A 17,192-nucleotide genomic window follows, 5' to 3' on the forward strand; every position below is an offset into this window, starting at 1 on the left:
CCTTTTCTTTTGTAATTTGGCAGGGGTAAAAACAGGACAGAAATGATTAGAATAGCTATTGTTGAGGATGAACATTTGGCAGCGCGTGAACTGGAAAAAATGCTGCTGGCCATACGTCCGGATAAAATTGAAATTAAAGCACATTTGGAAAATGTTGAGCAGGCCGTACAATATCTGTCCGGGCATAAGCTTGATTTGATTTTTATGGATGTTCACTTGGGGGATGGCAACAGTTTTGAGATATTCAACAGACTGGATCTTACAACACCTGTTATTTTCACCACAGCCTACGATCAATATGCAATTCAGGCCTTTAAACAATGCAGTGTTGATTATTTACTAAAGCCAATGGATTTTGAAGATGTGGAAGCAGCCATCACAAAGTTCGAGACAATGTTTCATGAGAAAGAATCTCTTGATTTTAGTGCTCTTCAGACATCTTTAAACAGCTTAATGACCGGGGATCAGTATCAGGAACGGTTCATGGTGAGCCGGGGAGACAGACTCAGTTCATTGGAAGTTGAAAAAGTGGCTTACTTTATGGCAGACGGCAAGGCGCTTTATCTATTTGGATTTGACGGGAACCGTTATCTTTTTGATGGAACTCTGACATCTTTGGAGAGCAAATTGAATCCGAAACGTTTTTTCCGGATTAACCGCAAATTTATGGTCAGCTATCAGGCCATTGAAGATATGCACTACTATTCAAAAAACAGAATAAAATTAAATCTCAAACCCAATCACGCGGAATGTATTGATGCCATTGTTAGTCAGGACCGGTGCACTGAGTTCAAGAAATGGTTAAATCAGTAAACCTAAAATACAGGGGTCTGCTAAAAAGTGTGAATTATTTAACACAGAGTCATTATTATAGTATTCTTTTCGTCTAAATGTGATTTCATCTCGTATTATTGCATAATTAAAATTTATTGATAATTATAAAATAATTTCGTGTCATGAAGAACTGTGTTCTTGTATCCTTTTGTATTTTTATTTCGTTTTGTTCCGCTTCTTGTTCCAGTGATGATAGTTTATCCAAAGCGGATTACTACAATCTTTCCAATTTGCCTTTAGATACCGGCGGAACTCATTCCAGTCACATATTGGCAGAAGCTAATGCTCCCTATGGTTACTACGTTTATCAACCCGCAGGATACGATGATGATAAGGATTCAATGTATCCTTTATTGATTTTCCTGCATGGTTCCGGTGAAAAAGGCAACAGCGTCAAACATCCTGAATATTTAGAGCGGATTCTTGTGAACGGACCTCCAAAAATGATTGAAAATGGAAGTTGGTCACCAAAATATCCTATGTTAGTGGTTTCTCCTCAATGTCATGACGATGGCTGGCAAGCTGACAAAATAAAGCGTTTTGTTGAATTCATCATAGAAAAATACAAAGTGAATGAACGCAGAATATACATGACAGGTATAAGTATGGGCGGTTTTGGATGCTTTAGTTATGTGGGAACTTATGGTGATGAGTCTCATATTACTGCTCTTGTGCCCATTTGCGGTGGAGGAAATACAGAACAGGCAGTAAAATTTAAAAACATTCCGGTTTGGGCATTTCACGGAGAAAGTGATGCGACGGTTGCACCGTCCAAATCAAAAAACATGATTGAGGCAATAAACAACATCAATCCGACAGAAAAAGCTAAAATTACATTGTACCCTGATGTTGCGCACGACTCTTGGACCTACACTTACGAAGGAACAGGAATGGGGAAAGAAAATGCAGACTACGATGCATTTAGTTCAGATATTTATACCTGGATGCTGGAGCATGAGAAAAAAGAATAAGTATTTGAAATTATAGATTAAAAAAAAAGAGGGTGTCCAAAAAGTAATATTTTGTATCGGATTGTCATGTTGAGCAAAGTCGAAATATCTGTTTTTCAGAGTGAAAGATTCTTCGGCAAGCTCAGAATGACAATGGAACTATACTTTTTGGACACCCTCTTTTTTTGTCGATGATACTTTACTATCGAATAAAGTTGGTATATATTTTTTTCTCCTGCACAGGAGCTTCTACCTTATCTTTCCCCTGATCAATTAATTGCAATAGATAAGTCATGTTCTTACCCAAAACTCTCATAATCTGCATGCCTTCTTCATCCTGTAAAACTTGCCCTGGAGTAGTTCCATGAATCACATTCCAATAATTCGAGGTCGGTACCATCATTTCTGAATAGTTGAGATAATTGTTCAGCTCGTTAAAGGTTGGCAAGCCTCCCGAACGACGAACCGCTACAACCGAAGCGCCAACTTTGTGGCGAAACAAGTTGCCGTTTGCACCACTCACATAGAATGCGCGGTCTAAAAACGATTTCATATTTGCTCCCAAAGATGCATAATGAACAGGTGAGCCAAGCAGAATTCCATCGGCTTCTTTCATCTTTTGAATCCAAATGTTTACATCATCTCCTTTAATTACACACTTTTCATCCTTGTTTTTAGCACACTGACCGCAGGCGGTACAACCTTTTACTCCTTTATTTCCAACAGGCACGATCTCTGTTTCAATACCTTGCAGTTCCAACTGCTCTGTTACTAATTTAAGGGCATGGTAAGTGTTTCCTTCTTTTTTCGGACTTCCGTTAAATGCGACTACCTTCATTTTTTGAGTTTTATTGTTTTTATGATTTCAGATTCGTGGAAAATTGATTGGTTCACACCAATTGAAAGTGCAAAAATAAGCAGGAACTGAATACAATTGTTTTAATAAAATGTTAATAGAATTAATCTATTGTAAGAATCCCTGAGGAATACAGGCATCTTATTTTTCAAGCTTTATCCGGTTCACTTTTAAGCCTTCCGATTGAATTCCCCGGGTATATTTTACGGCAGATTTACCAAACAGCATTACATATCCAATCGTATGATCTTTTGGTATGCCAATCAGAGTACGTAATTCAGGATCTATATCATCAATGGCCCATTTTACCATTCCGTTCCAAAGAGTACCTATTCCGTGTGAGTTGGCTATTAATTCAAAATAACTCAATGTAATTAAACAATCTGCCATTGGTGAAGCATCAGCAGATGGGGCTGAAGCAATAATCAAGTGCGGAGCATCTCTAAAAATAACATCCACACCTTTGGTTTCCCATAATTTCTGATAGGACAGCAGGAATTGAAACCGCTTTTCCAGTGTTCCTGATTCTCTGGCATTTTTCAGTGAATCGTAGACTTTTAACCGGAATAAGTCCAAATCCTCTTTGTTGTCAATTAACGACAGTAAAACAGCATTGTCGTTATGTCCTGTTGGTGCATGCGCGGCCGTTTCAATCAGTTCCTGAATTAATTTCTTATCGATGGTTTCCTTTTTGTATTTTCGGATCGAGCGTCTGGTTTTTATCAATCTGCTGATTGCTTCAGGCTTTGGCATTTCACCTTTTGCCGAAACACTGTCTTCCGGTTTTTTTCCCAATATCGAAAGTGCTGCCGTAGGACAAATGGCTAAACAGTGCTGACATTTCAAACAATTCATCTCCTTTTCTTTTCGGATTACAGGCTTTGGATTCAATTCTATAATTCCAACCGGACAATCCTGTGCACAAAGACCGCACTCAATACATTTATCTTCCTCTATCTTAAAATCTAACATGGTTTGCAAGCTTATTATTTGCAGGCAAAGATAATTTATCCCGGGAATTAATCCGTAAAATATGCCAATGTGAAGAGCCTGTTCCGGTTTTTTATTTTACATTTGCATCTATATAAACTAGGGGTGCCTAACTTTAAGGCTGAGATCATACCCTTTACCTGATCAGGATAATGCCTGCGTAGGAAAGTAAAGAAAAGTCTGCTTTTTTGGAGTAGGACCGCCCCTGTTTATTACTATTATTCACTTAATAAGCAATAAAATGGAGCAAATTGTATCTGCCGGAATCGTTGATTCCTATTTTAAAAAACTCAAAGAAAACTTATCGGTTGATGTGGCAATTGTCGGAGGCGGACCTTCAGGCTTAGTGGCATCTTATTATCTCGCAAAGAAAGGCTTTAAAGTAGCCTTGTATGAAAGTAAACTGGCTCCTGGCGGAGGCATGTGGGGCGGTGCCATGATGTTTAATGAAATAATAGTTCAGAAAGATGCACTGCACATTCTTAACGAATTAAATATTTCCTACACAAACTATCAAGGAGATTATTACACGCTTGATTCTGTGCATGCAACTTCCGCTTTAATTTACCATGCTACCCAGGCTGGAGTAAAAATCTTCAATTGTTCTTCTATTGAAGATGTTGTTTTTCAAAATAACAGGGTATGTGGTGTTGTTCTAAACTGGGCTTCGGTTCGCCGGGAAAAAATGCATGTCGATCCTTTGGTGATCATGGCAAAAGCAGTGGTTGATGGCACGGGTCACGATTGCGACATTGTCCGCACCTTGGAACGTAAAAATGACGTGAAGCTAAACACAAAAACAGGTAAAGTGATGGGGGAATACTCTTTGTCGATAGATGAAGCTGAGCGAACTACTGTAGAAAATACCAAAGAAGTATACCCTGGATTGTATGTATCGGGCATGGCATCGAATGGTGTGAGCGGTGGTTTTAGAATGGGACCTATCTTTGGAGGAATGCTTCTTTCCGGTGAAAAATTAGCTGGTTTAATTGCTGAAAATTTAAGTAAATAAGATGGAAGACTTTGGTTTATACATCATCATCACAAATCCGCAATCCTCTTACCGTTCTATTGCCGAATCGTGTGTAGAGCGGGGCGTTAAGATGCTGCAGCTGCGCGAAAAATCTTTATCCGACAAGGAATTAATTAGGCTTGGAAAAGAAATCAGAGACATTACAAGAGGAAGTGAAACCAGTTTTGTGATGAATGACCGAGCGGATATCGCAGCAATTTGCGAAGCTGATTTTTTACATCTCGGACAAGATGATATGAGTATGGAAGAAGCCCGGAAAATTGTTGGTGATATGAAAATTGGTTTGTCAACTCATTCCATTCAGCAAGTAAAGGAAGCGCTTGTTCAGAAGCCTGATTACATAGGTTTTGGCCCGGTATATCCAACCAATGCAAAAGCCAGGCCTGATCAACCTGTAGGCATTGAACAACTAAAGCAAGTATTGAATATGGCGACCATTCCTGTGGTGGCAATCGGAGGAATTTTTCCCGAAAACATACAGACTATTTTGAGCGCCGGAGCAAAAAACATTGCCATGGTGCGGCATTTTATGCAAACCGATCAGTTTGATGAAAGAGTTCTGGAGTTTACTAATTTAATAAACAAGAAATAATGATTACACAAATAGAAAAAGCCAAAGAAGGCATTATTACAGCAGAAATGAATATCGTTGCAAAAAACGAAAAAGTTGATGTTGAATGGCTGCGAAATGAGATTGCATTGGGGCGGATTGTAATCCCCAAAAACAAAAATCACGATTTTCCGGCTGCAGCAATTGGTAATGGTTTGCGGACTAAGGTAAATGCCAACATGGGCACATCCGAAAAGCATTGCCATTTTGAAGAGGAACTGGAAAAAATGAAAGTGGCTGTTCAATATGGTGCCGATGCAATTATGGATTTGTCAACGGGCGGCGATCTGCATATTATTCTTCAACGAATACTTAAGGAGTCTTCTGTTATGGTTGGAACTGTACCCATTTATGGTGTAGCTACACGTTTGCTGGCCGAAGGAAAAGAGATTAAAGAGCTCGATCCGGAAGATCTGTTTCGTGAAATTGAAATTCAGGCAAAAATGGGGGTAGATTTTATGACCTTACATTGTGGCATAACAAAGGTTTCTCTTTCCTTTTTGGAGAATGATAAAAGAGTATGCGGGATTGTAAGCCGGGGAGGAGCTTTGCTTAAGCGCTGGATGAAAGAAAACGGGAAGGAGAATCCACTGTATGAGCAATACGACAGGGTTTTGGATATCTGCAAACAATACGATGTAACCATTAGTTTAGGAGATGGTTTGCGGCCTGGAGCGGGTGCTGATGCTACCGATCGGGCACAAGTTGCAGAATTGCTGGTTTTAGGGGAATTGGTGGATCGTGCCAGAGACAAAGGCGTGCAGGTAATGGTAGAAGGCCCCGGCCACATGCCTTTGGACCAGATTGAAGCCAATATGAAATTGATGAAAAGACTTTGCAGCGAAGCGCCGTTTTACGTGCTGGGGCCTTTGGTTACCGATTCGGCTCCCGGATACGATCACATTGTGGGAGCAATTGGGGGTACAATTGCAGCCATTCACGGTGCCGATTTTCTGTGCTACGTAACACCTGCCGAGCATTTGTGCCTGCCCGATGTTAAAGACGTAAAGGAGGGTGTAATTGCAAGCCGGATTGCTGCACATGCTGCCGATTTAGTGAATAATGTGGCAGGTGCCCGTCAGCGGGATTTAACGATTTCGAAAGCACGTTACGATCTCGATTGGGAGACAATGTTTACAAATAGTATTGATCCGGAATTGGCTCGAAAACGGAAAATGGAGTCGGAAAGCAGTGAAGAGGATCATTGTACCATGTGCGGGAATTTATGCGCAGTTAAAAATGATAAAAGCATGTAAGTAAGGATTTCAATTTTACTAAAAGGAGGTCAGTTTAAGGATGATAAAATCAGGGAAGCCTTAATTGGTCAAAGCGAAGTTTATCATTTTGAAAAGAGGAGGAAGAATTTTGAATATCAACATGGAACCGGCTGTACTTTGTCTACAGCCGGTTCCTGTTTTCTGGGAGAAAATGAATCGATTCTAAATTCCTGCCGACTGGCTTCTGATTATTTAGATGAGCATTATTACCTTTGCAGGATCAGTTTTGAAAATGGCTGTTTTACTTTATATAAATGGGCATCTGCTTGCGAGGATGTCCATTTTAGCAAAATACAAAGCCCTCTCACTTTCGTGGATGTTCATTTCACACGCACACAATTGCCCCGGAGTTTCACAAATGCCCATTGTTGTGGCACACTACCTCTTCGTAGTTTCGAAAATGCTGGTTTTAGTCACTCACAATGCCCGTATTTTTTCGGGAATGCCCATTGTTGTTGCACACTACCTCTTCGGAGTTTCAAAAATGCCGGTTTTAGTCACACAAAAGACCTGTATTTTTTTGTGGATGCCCATTTTTGTAACACACACATGCCTCGGAGTTTCGAAAATGCCACCCTTGTGTACTCTGTAAGTCCTGTATCATATGAAAACTTTCAATAACGATCTGTTAAATAATGATTCGAATGTCGATATCAACAAGGAGAGATGGATATATTCATGGAACTGTGTTAAAAGCTTTAATCAATAATTAAGTACGGTATCGTCTTTTTTGTTGTTTAATTCAGTTTCTCAGCCTTGCAATTTCCCTTCGATTTTGCAACAACAAGTGCTTCGAACACACTTTAGACCTTTAATTTGGCATCAACAGCCTTGTCGAAGACCTTTTTCACCTATGAAATTGGCTTTGCAGTTGTGTTTGCCTAAAATTCACCCTTAGTTTTCTGATTACAGATGGGGAAGCCTAAATGTAAGATCTTAAATTAATGCTTTATTATGATTGGAATTGCGCATGATAATTGTGTGAGATTTGTTAGCTTTGGGATTGTTAAATGATATAGTAGAGATTTGAAAATTTACCTAAAACTATATGCAAGCAGCAGATGCTCTTGAATTAGGACAATACTATCATATTTACAATTGAGGTGTAAACGGGTGCGATTTATTTACATGTGAAGAAAATTTTGAATATTTTCTAAACCTGTTGAAAAATACATCGATCCTATTGCAGATACTTTTGCATGGGTGTTGATGCCAAATCATTTTCATATTCTGATAAAATTAAAAGAAGTAATTGTTTACAAACATTCAAACGCTGACAGATTCAAGGATACTGTCGGGTTTGAAACAGAAGAATATAATATTGCGCACAATATGATCTTTAACTTCAAGAAAAAACAAGCCGAACAATTAAAAGCCTCCTTTGGGAAGCTGAAAGATGAATCTTATAATTTTGAATTGATCGAAAAATATTTCAGGAATAAAGAACATACTGAAACTCTTCAGGTGCTTTCCGATAAAACCTGTAAAGATTTGGATTTTGAGGAGATGTTCATGTTTTTGGATCGAACCCATTCGAAACCTGGGCAACAATATTTGTATAATAAATTACGCGCAATTCCGAATAAACCTATAAATGTAGATTTGGATGAGAAACTGATCCATCTCTTTACAGATGATTCTGATTTTAGGGTTGAAGTGCAAACTCAGTTAGAGAAGCTAAAGGGACGAGAGGCTTATTTTGTTTCAAGCTTGTTTCAAGAAGCACATTTGGAACAGCCAAAGTGGTTTTTTATACTCCGATTGTTATCCTTTACAAGTGTTTTATCTCTTGTTTTGTTGCCTTTTAATGCTCAAATGTTTTTTGTTTTAATTGGAGTTTTCATTGTTAATATCTGTTTTCATCTGTGGAACAAGAAAAACCTGTCCAGTTATTCCGATTCTATTCCACAGCTTATGGTTTTAAAACGGGTTGCGAATAATTTGCTTCACAATGAAGAAATAAAAAAGATAAATCCTTTACTGTCTGAATCCATAAAAATACTTGATCAGGTGCGAAATAGAATGCTCTTTTTTAAATTGGAGTCGAAAATTGAAGGTGATTTCCAAGTGATATTTTGGTCTTTTTTGGAGCTTTTTAAAATACTATTCATACTGGAGCCATTGCTTTTGTTTGGTGTATTGAAACGTTTGGATTGCAGAAGAAAGGAAATTGAGAAGGTTTTCATATTTGTGGGACGAATCGATGTGCTATTATCTATTGCTTCCTTGCGAAAAGGCGGCGACTGCTGTATTCCTAAAATCGATGAGGAGAACAGTCGGATGAAGGCTTGTGAGATTTATCATCCGTTAATTGTGAATTGTGTTCGAAATGATATTGAGGTAAACGATAAATCCATATTGCTTACCGGATCGAATATGTCGGGTAAAACTTCTCTTATTCGAGCCATTGGCATCAATGTTCTTACTGGATTAACGATGAATACCTGCTTTGCTAAATCAATGATGATTCCTCGAATTTGTATCTATTCTGCAATTCGCATTAGTGACGATTTAATGAATGACAGGAGCTACTATTTTGAAGAGGTTCTTACCATTAAAAATATGATTGACAAGTCGTGCAATGGAAAAGCCAGTTTGTTCCTGCTCGATGAGATTTTTAAAGGAACCAATACTGTCGAACGTATTTCTGCCGGGAAGGCTGTATTGTCTGCGCTCGCAAAAAATAACAATAGGGTATTCGTATCTACTCACGATATCGAATTAACCGATTTGTTGGAGAAGGAGTATGAATTGTATCACTTCAGTGAACTTGTGAGCGATAAATCAGTGGACTTTGACTACAAATTGAAGGAAGGGAAACTGAAAAACAGAAATGCAATCAGGATACTTGAAATAAATGATTTTCCGGAGCTGGTAATTAAGGAGGCGATGGCATTAGCTGAAGAATTAGATCGAACTAGGCTTTGAAGTTAAATAGTTTCGCTATTTATTTGAGCAATAAAGTGAGAATGTTCGGTATTATGATGATTTATAATTAAGTAAAATTACTATTTTTGTTCAATTTCTATAAAAATATAAAACTGTAAATTTTGAAAGTGAAAACTCATTTGTTGTCAGGCATGTTATTGCTTCTTATAACAACCTCCTGTTCTCAAAAAGATACCGCAAAGAAGGAAATCTCTTTTTATCATTGGAAATCGAAAGCTGAATTTAATAATCAATATCAGAAATCTTTAAAGAGTGCAAATGCAAATAAAATCTATCTGCATTATTTTGATATAATATCGGAGCACGAACCCAATTGGTATGATGATGGTATTGTGCCAACTTATGTATTGAAAAGTGTTGCAAAGGAGTACAAGGAGTTTGAAATTGTTCCGGTGGTATATATTACCAATAGAGTTTTTCAGGTATCAAATCTGGAAATACAGAAATTATCCAATAGGATAAGAGATTTGGTGAATCAGATCAGTTTGAAACATTTTAACAAGAAGATTTCGCAAATTCAAATTGATTGTGATTGGACAGAAAGTACCAAATACGCTTATTTTGAATTGTTGGAAAATTTAGGTGAAGAATTTGATTTGGATGTGACCATTCGTTTGCATCAAATTAAATTTAAAGAAAGAACAGGAATTCCTCCCGTGAAGAAAGGTACCTTAATGTTGTATAACGTTGGCGACTTAAAAAACATGAATCAGAATTCCATTCTGCAAAACAGCATTGTGAAACAGTACATCGATTCTGAAACCAAATATCCTTTGCCTTTGAATATTGCTTTGCCTCTTTTCTCGCAAACAGTGGTTAAGAATAAGGACAATGAAATTAAAATTATTAAGAATGCAGAGAGAACAATATTTAAAAACGATCCGCATTTTAAACAAGTTGATGTAAAAAATTTCCAGGTGGTAAAGGATACGCTCTGCAAGGGGTTTTATTTGAGTGAAGGTTATGAAATCAAATTGGAAGAATTATCTGATGCTGAAATTGTGAATTCGTACCAAACAATAAAAGAAAGCAAACTAATTACGAACGGGATTATATTTTATCATATGGATGAAAAGTCTCTTTCGAATATCAATCTTAGCGAATTAGTCGAGAAATTATGAAGAGTATTTTAACTGGTTTATTAGTATTTATATCATCTGCAGTATTTGCATGTGGTGGAGGTGATTGGGAAGGAATGTGGTTTTATAATTTGTTTGCACAAACAAATATTTCAGCCAAAGAGTTCTATCCTTTTTTAAGGGATGATTACAATGCCTTTTATGGAGAAAATTCTTATTCAGAATCCAAGGATCCTGAATATCCTGAAGGGAATGTAAAATTGTGGAAAGAGATTCTTACGGGTTGGAGTACCGAAGAAATTGAAATGGCGGTTTATAAGCCTGAAGATTTTAATTGGATCAATAAGGACTCTGAAACAGAAAAGAGAGCGAAACTCTATGTAGATTTTGCCCAAGGGTGCAGTGAAGCATTTAGTTATAGAACCAGAAGGAACTCGTGGGATTACGATGAGATTTTAGAGGAGAAAGATGTGGATACAGAGGTTTTACTTGAAAAGGCTAATTCATTGTTGAGTAGTGAGACCGACCCGCAGTTACAAGCGCGTTACTACTATCAGATTATTCGCATTATGCATTATTCGAAAGCTTGGGGTGAAGCCATAGGCTTTTATGAAGCAAAAGTTGAAAATAAAATACAAAAAAATGAGATTTACTATTATATTTTAGATCAAGTTGCCGGTTGTTATTATTCCACCGAAAATTATGAGAAGGCAGCCTACCTGTTCACAAAAATAGTAAGTAATAGTATCGACAGAAAAAAATCTGCATTTGTAAGTTTCAATTTTTGCACCTCTTTTGAGGCTGAAGGGCGGTCTTTTGTAAATGGAATTGAAGATGAAAAAGATTTACTCCTAATAACAAGTTTGCGTAATTTCTCCAATGAAACTGATAATATTAATAAGTTTATTGGGTTGGATGCTAACGATCGAAGAGTTGAGCTTTTATTTATGCGTGCATTAAATAATGTTGAACGTGATGTATGGCCTAAAAGTATTGGCGTTGGAGAGAGCAGATTGCCTAATTTGGAAGAGGGGCAGGATTACAACGAATTATTAAATATTGCCGAACTGCAGCTTTCTAATCAGAAGGTGAAAAATACTGATTTCTGGAGAATGGCCAGTTCGTATTTGTCTTTTATCAGAAAAGACATACGCGAAGCAAAAAGAAAACTGGAAGCAGTTAAATCATTTGCAGATCAGAAAAAGATTCTGTCAATAGTTTATGAAGTTTTTTCCTGGGAGAGTATTTCCATTGAAAATGAGAACTTTATTTCTCAGGTGCTGTCAAAATATCCTGACAAGGGAACTTGGCCAGTTGATTTTAATTCAGATCTAAAGAGTTTTATTAAAGCTAAAATTGCCAATCTTTACTATGCAAACAATCAAATAGCAAAAGCATTTCTCGTTCATAACCAATTGGAATCGGGTGGAGCTATTAGTTCTTTAGAGTTGTTAGATGCTTTGGAGGCTTTTTATAATAAACCTGATAAAAGCGCCTACGAAAAAGAACTTTTGGAGAATAAGAGGAGTAACGACAAGTTTATTGATTATCTGAATTATCAGAAAGGGATTTATTATTTGTATCAGAAAAATGCAGAAGCAGCATTGGAGTATTTTAGTAAGAGTATCAATTTGAGTGGCACGATATCTTTATCAAATAAAATATTTAGTAATAATATTATAGAATGTTTTTCCTGCAATGAAGAGGAAGTGATGGATGATGAAGTTTATAAAGCAGATTTGTTCTCTTTTATTAAACCAAACTTTTCTATTTCTGATCTGGCGGTTTATTTGATTGAACTGGAAAAACTAACCGCTAACGAAAAACAGTGGAAAGCCAAACTGGCGAACTATTTATTAGCTAATTATTACTATAATATCTCAAATACAGGATATTACAGAGGAGCTTTAATTGGTGATTCCAACTGTTGTGATTATAATTACATTCATTATGCGGGTGATGATTATCAATCCAGTGAAAACGGCGCTGATATTATTGCAAACAGAAAAGGGTTCAACCTTTCGGATATCACTTCCTACAACAAAACTTATTTTGGGCTAAGTGAAATGTCCCTCGGGTTTTATCAGCGTGTAATTGAATTATCAACTGATAAGGAATTAAATGCCCGATGTCTTTATTTAATGGCAAAATGTGAATTGAATACTTATTACAATGAGGGAGGTAATGATACTTTTAAAGTTAATTTTAGTAAGTATAATGAATTGGAATTGCCGAACTACAAAAGTTTTAAAACTCTGAAGGAGGATTATTCAGATACAAAATTTCATGAAATGATTATTAATCACTGCAGTTATTTTAGATTGTATAGTTCGACTCACTAGTACGGGCGTGTATTTGCGCTAACTACAAACAAGCAACTTTAAATTTTAAAGTTGCTTGTTTTGTATCCTATTGTTTTTAAAACAAACGAATATTGATCCCGAATACTTTTTCCTGAAGCCCACTCATATTAGGAATTGTGACAAAAAAAACTGTAGTTTTGCCGTTCTTATTCAAAGTGAGGCCATCAATTAGTCTAAAACAACAATAATGAATATAAAAATAATTGATTACGGAATTTGTAAAGCGATTGGAGAGACAAAGAAAGACATTGTTCCGGGTAGTACAACAGGATACTTTTTGCATTCTGATGACATGGAGTTTGTTGAAAAAACCGATGTTATTCATCCTACGGTAGGTTTGAGTTTTGGAATAAGTTATCAATTCGAAATTGATTCAGAGGAAGCAGAACTTGTTGATTTTGTGTGCAGGATAAGACATCCTAAGTTGGTGAATCCAATTAGTATGGAACAATTTATGGAAACCGTGGAAGAAAAAGACAGCTATACTGATGAGTTAGGCTATGACTTCTACACGTTTGAATTGGACTGGGAAATGCAGCCGGGGGAATGGATTTTTGAGATTATTTATGATGATAAGATCATGTGCAGTCAGACATTTATTTTGAGAGAATAAAGCAAATGGATATACTTGCGCCTCCTAACTTTAAGTAGATCTCTCAATAAAAAAATAAACGAATGGTCCTCCGAGATGTTGCCGGAAGACCATTTTGCATTTGTACTATTTTTCAGATAGAATTGCCTTTAAAAAACAATTGTACGGGTACCATCTACAATAATGCGGTGTTCCGATTTGTAGGCAAGAGCCCGGGCCAGTACAATACGTTCCAGATCACGACCTTTACGGATCAAATCTTTAATGGTATCCTTGTGTGTAATACGCATAATATCCTGCTCAATAATTGGTCCTTCGTCCAAATCTTCGGTTACAAAGTGACTGGTTGCTCCAATCATTTTTACACCGCGTTCATAAGCCTGTTTGTATGGGTTTCCTCCAACAAATCCAGGTAAAAAGGAGTGGTGTATGTTGATAATCTTATTTTTGAACTCACGAATAAAGTTCGGTGATAAAACCTGCATGTAGCGGGCTAACACTACCAAATCGATATTAAGTTCTCTTAGTAAGGCAATCTCTTTGGCTTCCTGCTCAGGTTTGGTTTCTTTTGTTATCGGAAAAACATGGTATGGAATTCCGGCAGCATCGGCAATTGGTTTCAAATCCGGATGATTCGATATGATTAAAGGAATTTCGATGTCGTATTCGCTCATGTTGTAGCGCCACAGAATTTCCTGAAGACAATGGTCGTATTTTGAAACGAAAATGGCTACACGTTGCTTCTGATTCGAAAACTCGATTCTCCAATGTGCATCAAACTCCTTGGCCAGAGGTTCGAATGTTTCGTGAAGTTTGGAAGCAGGAATTGTCGAGTTGGACATGTTCCAGGCAATCCGCAAAGAGAAAAACTGCTGGTTTTGGTTTACATGTTCATCCAAATCGATGATGTTACCACCTATTTTGTAGATAAATTGAGTGATTTTGGCTACAATTCCGTTTTTATCCGGACAGGTAAAGAGTAAAAATGCGTTTACATTATTTTCAGACATAGTCATTTCATTGATATCGGAATGATAAATTCCGTGAATTAAAGTTCAAGTTACTAATTTGCTTCAATATGGAACGATTTGCCCGTTAGGTAAGTGGTGTGTGATGCAAAAGTAGAAATTTTAGAGAATTATTAATTAAAAATTATGAATTAATAATTGTATAAAACGAAATAAGCTCTTTTGAAACTGTTTTCTTTCTTTGTATGAATCTTATGCACACTATGAACTTGGAGCTTTGTTCTTCTCTTCTTTGGAAGTAGATAGAGTGAGGTGATTTTGTTCTTTTAACACCCCTCTGCCTGTCGGCATCTCCCCTATAAAAGGGAGAATTCGTAATAGAGACACTATATATTACTTTGTGTTCTTTGTGATATCCTTCGTTTACTTTGAGGTTAAACTTTTATTTTTATTGATCATTATGGCAAGTTTATGATTAAGGAGCTTGTAGCCGTGTTCTTCTCTTCTTTGGAAGTAGATAGGGTGAGGTGATTTTGTTCTTTTAACACCCCTCTGCCTGTCGGCATCTCCCCTATAAAAGGGAGAATTCGTAATAGAGACACTATATATTACTTTGTGTTCTTTGTGATATCCTTCGTTTACTTTGAGGTTAAACTTTTATTTTTATTGATCATTATGGCAAGTTTATGATTAAGGAGCTTGTAGCCGTGTTCTTCTCTTCTTTGGAAGTAGATAGGGTGAGGTGATTTTGTTCTTTTAACACCCCTCTGCCTGTCGGCATCTCCCCTATAAAAGGGAGAATTCGTAATAGAGACACTATATATTACTTTGTGTTCTTTGTGATATCCTTCGTTTACTTTGAGGTTAAACTTTTATTTTTATTGATCATTATGGCAGGTTTATGATTAAGGAGCTTGTAGCTGTGTTCTTCTCTCCTTTTGGAGAGAGATAGAGTGAGGTGATTTTGTTCTTTAACACCCCTCTGCCTGTCGGCATCTCCCCTATAAAAGGGAGAATTTGTAATAGAGACACTATATATTACTTTGTGTTCTTTGTGATATCCTTCGTTTACTTTGAGGTTAAACTTTTATTTTTATTGATCATTATGGCAAGTTTATGATTAAGGAGCTTGTAGCTGTGTTCTTCTCTCCTTGAGGAGAGAGATAGAGTGAGGTGTTTTTTAAAATTGTGACATGAGAATGGCAGAAAGCTTATTGTAACAGCAAATATTTGTTTGTGTAACGGATTTACAGAATACAATAAACCCGGGATTGAAGTTGATATTGCTCCTTACCCCGGGTTATTAATTTTAGAGCTTTTTGAGCTCGCTTGTATGTTTTTCCCTTGTACTTATTCTTTATCATCATTGGGATGACAAAGCCTTGTACCTTGTACCTTTAAACTTGTACCTTCTTCCTTGTACCTTTCTCCTTCAACCTTAAGGTTTACTCCCAATTCAAAATTCTGGTGAAAACATAGTTTTCCGTATCAGGAAGATATGCTTTTGCCGTTTCAACATCTTCGGCTGTAAGATAATGCAGGTTGTAGTTCAATACAGACTGTACACGCTGACTGTTTACATCAACCAAACGAGGTTTCACCTTTCCGTTTTCGTCTTCTACATCTTTTAGGAATAAAGGAGAAGCATCGCCTATAGGATCGACAGTTACCATACATTTAGAATGACCTTGCCTGAACAAAGTGTAAACACCATTTCCTAACAAGGTACACAAGCTAAGATCAAAACCGATTGGTCTGCAGCAACGGATTTCAAATCCCAGTTCAACCGGACGGGTTCCTATGTTCAGATTGTAGGTTTTCATTTTGCGCTGAATTACCATATTGAAAACGTGCGCTTTGCTTACATTGAACAATTCCGGATGCCCGTGAGCATCGTAGGTGAAATTAACGCCTGTGCTTTTGATCTCTTCATCGCTCATAAAATGGAAAACTCCTTCGCTAATGATCGCAGCTCCGTAGTTTAAGCCCATTATTCTTCTCTTTATGATAGAGGAGATGACCAGTTGAGCAATTTTTTCGGCTGAAATGCTTGTTTTGTTGAACATTTCAGGAATAATAATCATTGGAAAATGACAGGCGGTACCAATTCCGAAAGCCAGATGACCCGCTTCTCGTCCCATAGCGGCCAACACGAACCAGTTCTGAGATGTTCTGGCATCTTCGCACACGGTAGTTGCAATCTTAACTCCTTCGTCTTTAGCGGAGTGATATCCAAATGTTGGAGATCCTTCCGGCAAAGGAAGATCGTTGTCGATGGTTTTTGGTACGTGAATGTTCGAGATATTTACCTTATTTTCTTCCAGATATTTTGAAATTCGGTTTGCTGTAGATGCTGTATCGTCGCCACCAATGGTAACCAATAGTTTTACATTGTTTTCAACGAAAAAATCGGTTGAGAAATCTGAATTTTTTGGTTTGAAACGACTCATTTTTAGATGAGAACCACCTCTTGTAAAAATTCCATCAAGAGTTTCGAAGTCGAGATCGACTATTTTACGATCCTTAGAGAAAAGACCTTTGTAGCCTTCGTGCAAACCAATTACCCGGTAACCGTTTTTTAAAAATACTTTTCCTACACTACTAATCACGGTGTTGATGCCCGGAGCCGGACCTCCACCACACAGAATTACAACAGATTCTTTCATTGGATAAATGGATGTTTTATTTTAA

Annotated in this window: 14 protein-coding genes and 1 riboswitch; of the genes, 10 read left to right on the plus strand and 4 right to left on the minus strand. The window is 37.2% G+C overall.

The window, feature by feature from the left end; all coding sequences use genetic code 11:
* The first annotated feature begins 42 nt into the window (after nucleotides 1-42).
* Both BZG01_RS13695 and BZG01_RS13700 read left to right on the plus strand, forming a co-directional pair.
* Nucleotides 43-813 (plus strand): LytR/AlgR family response regulator transcription factor, encoded by a 771-nt coding sequence (locus BZG01_RS13695; RefSeq protein WP_218973112.1) that lies wholly within the window; start codon nucleotides 43-45, stop codon nucleotides 811-813.
* Between the two features lie 143 nt (nucleotides 814-956).
* Nucleotides 957-1,805: a carboxylesterase family protein gene (locus BZG01_RS13700; RefSeq protein ID WP_101310407.1), complete on the plus strand. Its 849-nt coding sequence runs from the start codon at nucleotides 957-959 to the stop codon at nucleotides 1,803-1,805.
* Between the two features lie 181 nt (nucleotides 1,806-1,986).
* Here the strand turns inward: BZG01_RS13700 and BZG01_RS13705 are convergent, their stop codons facing one another.
* Together BZG01_RS13705 and BZG01_RS13710 are read right to left on the minus strand one after the other, a co-directional pair.
* The gene (locus tag BZG01_RS13705; protein ID WP_101310408.1) at nucleotides 1,987-2,622 is read right to left on the minus strand and encodes a flavodoxin family protein; all 636 of its coding nucleotides are present in this window, start codon (nucleotides 2,620-2,622) and stop codon (nucleotides 1,987-1,989) included.
* 159 nt (nucleotides 2,623-2,781) lie between these two features.
* A complete protein-coding gene (locus BZG01_RS13710) occupies nucleotides 2,782-3,612 on the minus strand; it encodes a nitroreductase family protein (RefSeq protein ID WP_101310409.1) in 831 nt (276 codons plus the stop codon).
* 109 nt (nucleotides 3,613-3,721) lie between these two features.
* Nucleotides 3,722-3,814, plus strand: a riboswitch (TPP riboswitch).
* Between the two features lie 57 nt (nucleotides 3,815-3,871).
* Between BZG01_RS13710 and BZG01_RS13715 the strand changes: the two genes are divergently transcribed.
* The 8 genes from BZG01_RS13715 (at nucleotide 3,872) to BZG01_RS13750 (ending at nucleotide 13,554) form a co-directional block, all read left to right on the plus strand.
* The gene (locus tag BZG01_RS13715) at nucleotides 3,872-4,642 is read left to right on the plus strand and encodes a sulfide-dependent adenosine diphosphate thiazole synthase (RefSeq protein WP_101310410.1); all 771 of its coding nucleotides are present in this window, start codon (nucleotides 3,872-3,874) and stop codon (nucleotides 4,640-4,642) included.
* A 1-nt stretch (nucleotide 4,643) separates the two neighbouring features.
* Nucleotides 4,644-5,255 (plus strand): thiamine phosphate synthase, encoded by a 612-nt coding sequence (thiE, locus tag BZG01_RS13720; RefSeq protein WP_101310411.1) that lies wholly within the window; start codon nucleotides 4,644-4,646, stop codon nucleotides 5,253-5,255.
* On the plus strand, nucleotides 5,255-6,529 hold the full coding sequence (gene thiC / locus BZG01_RS13725; protein WP_101310412.1) for a phosphomethylpyrimidine synthase ThiC: 1,275 nt from the start codon (nucleotides 5,255-5,257) through the stop codon (nucleotides 6,527-6,529). Before thiE ends, thiC begins: the two co-directional genes overlap by 1 nt.
* A gap of 12 nt (nucleotides 6,530-6,541) precedes the next feature.
* Nucleotides 6,542-7,171 (plus strand): bifunctional hydroxymethylpyrimidine kinase/phosphomethylpyrimidine kinase, encoded by a 630-nt coding sequence (locus BZG01_RS22120; protein WP_425436105.1) that lies wholly within the window; start codon nucleotides 6,542-6,544, stop codon nucleotides 7,169-7,171.
* Between the two features lie 588 nt (nucleotides 7,172-7,759).
* Nucleotides 7,760-9,478 carry a MutS-related protein gene (locus BZG01_RS13735; protein WP_218973113.1) on the plus strand — a complete coding sequence of 573 codons (1,719 nt, stop codon included), beginning with the start codon at nucleotides 7,760-7,762 and terminating at the stop codon, nucleotides 9,476-9,478.
* A gap of 122 nt (nucleotides 9,479-9,600) precedes the next feature.
* Nucleotides 9,601-10,620 (plus strand): hypothetical protein, encoded by a 1,020-nt coding sequence (locus tag BZG01_RS13740; protein WP_143470916.1) that lies wholly within the window; start codon nucleotides 9,601-9,603, stop codon nucleotides 10,618-10,620.
* Entirely contained in the window at nucleotides 10,617-12,920 is a 2,304-nt protein-coding gene (locus tag BZG01_RS13745; protein ID WP_101310415.1) for a hypothetical protein, read from the plus strand. The genes BZG01_RS13740 and BZG01_RS13745 overlap by 4 nt, the downstream gene beginning before the upstream one ends.
* Nucleotides 12,921-13,128: 208 nt before the next feature.
* Nucleotides 13,129-13,554 carry a DUF3859 domain-containing protein gene (locus tag BZG01_RS13750; RefSeq protein ID WP_101310416.1) on the plus strand — a complete coding sequence of 142 codons (426 nt, stop codon included), beginning with the start codon at nucleotides 13,129-13,131 and terminating at the stop codon, nucleotides 13,552-13,554.
* 128 nt (nucleotides 13,555-13,682) lie between these two features.
* Here BZG01_RS13750 and purU read toward each other — a convergent pair whose 3' ends face one another.
* On the minus strand, nucleotides 13,683-14,543 hold the full coding sequence (purU, locus tag BZG01_RS13755) for a formyltetrahydrofolate deformylase (protein ID WP_218973114.1): 861 nt from the start codon (nucleotides 14,541-14,543) through the stop codon (nucleotides 13,683-13,685).
* A gap of 1,403 nt (nucleotides 14,544-15,946) precedes the next feature.
* Nucleotides 15,947-17,167 (minus strand): 6-phosphofructokinase, encoded by a 1,221-nt coding sequence (locus BZG01_RS13760; RefSeq protein WP_101310418.1) that lies wholly within the window; start codon nucleotides 17,165-17,167, stop codon nucleotides 15,947-15,949.
* Nucleotides 17,168-17,192 lie beyond the last annotated feature (25 nt).

It is taken from the genome of Labilibaculum manganireducens (genome assembly GCF_002843385.1).
Taxonomy (GTDB): domain Bacteria; phylum Bacteroidota; class Bacteroidia; order Bacteroidales; family Marinifilaceae; genus Labilibaculum; species Labilibaculum manganireducens.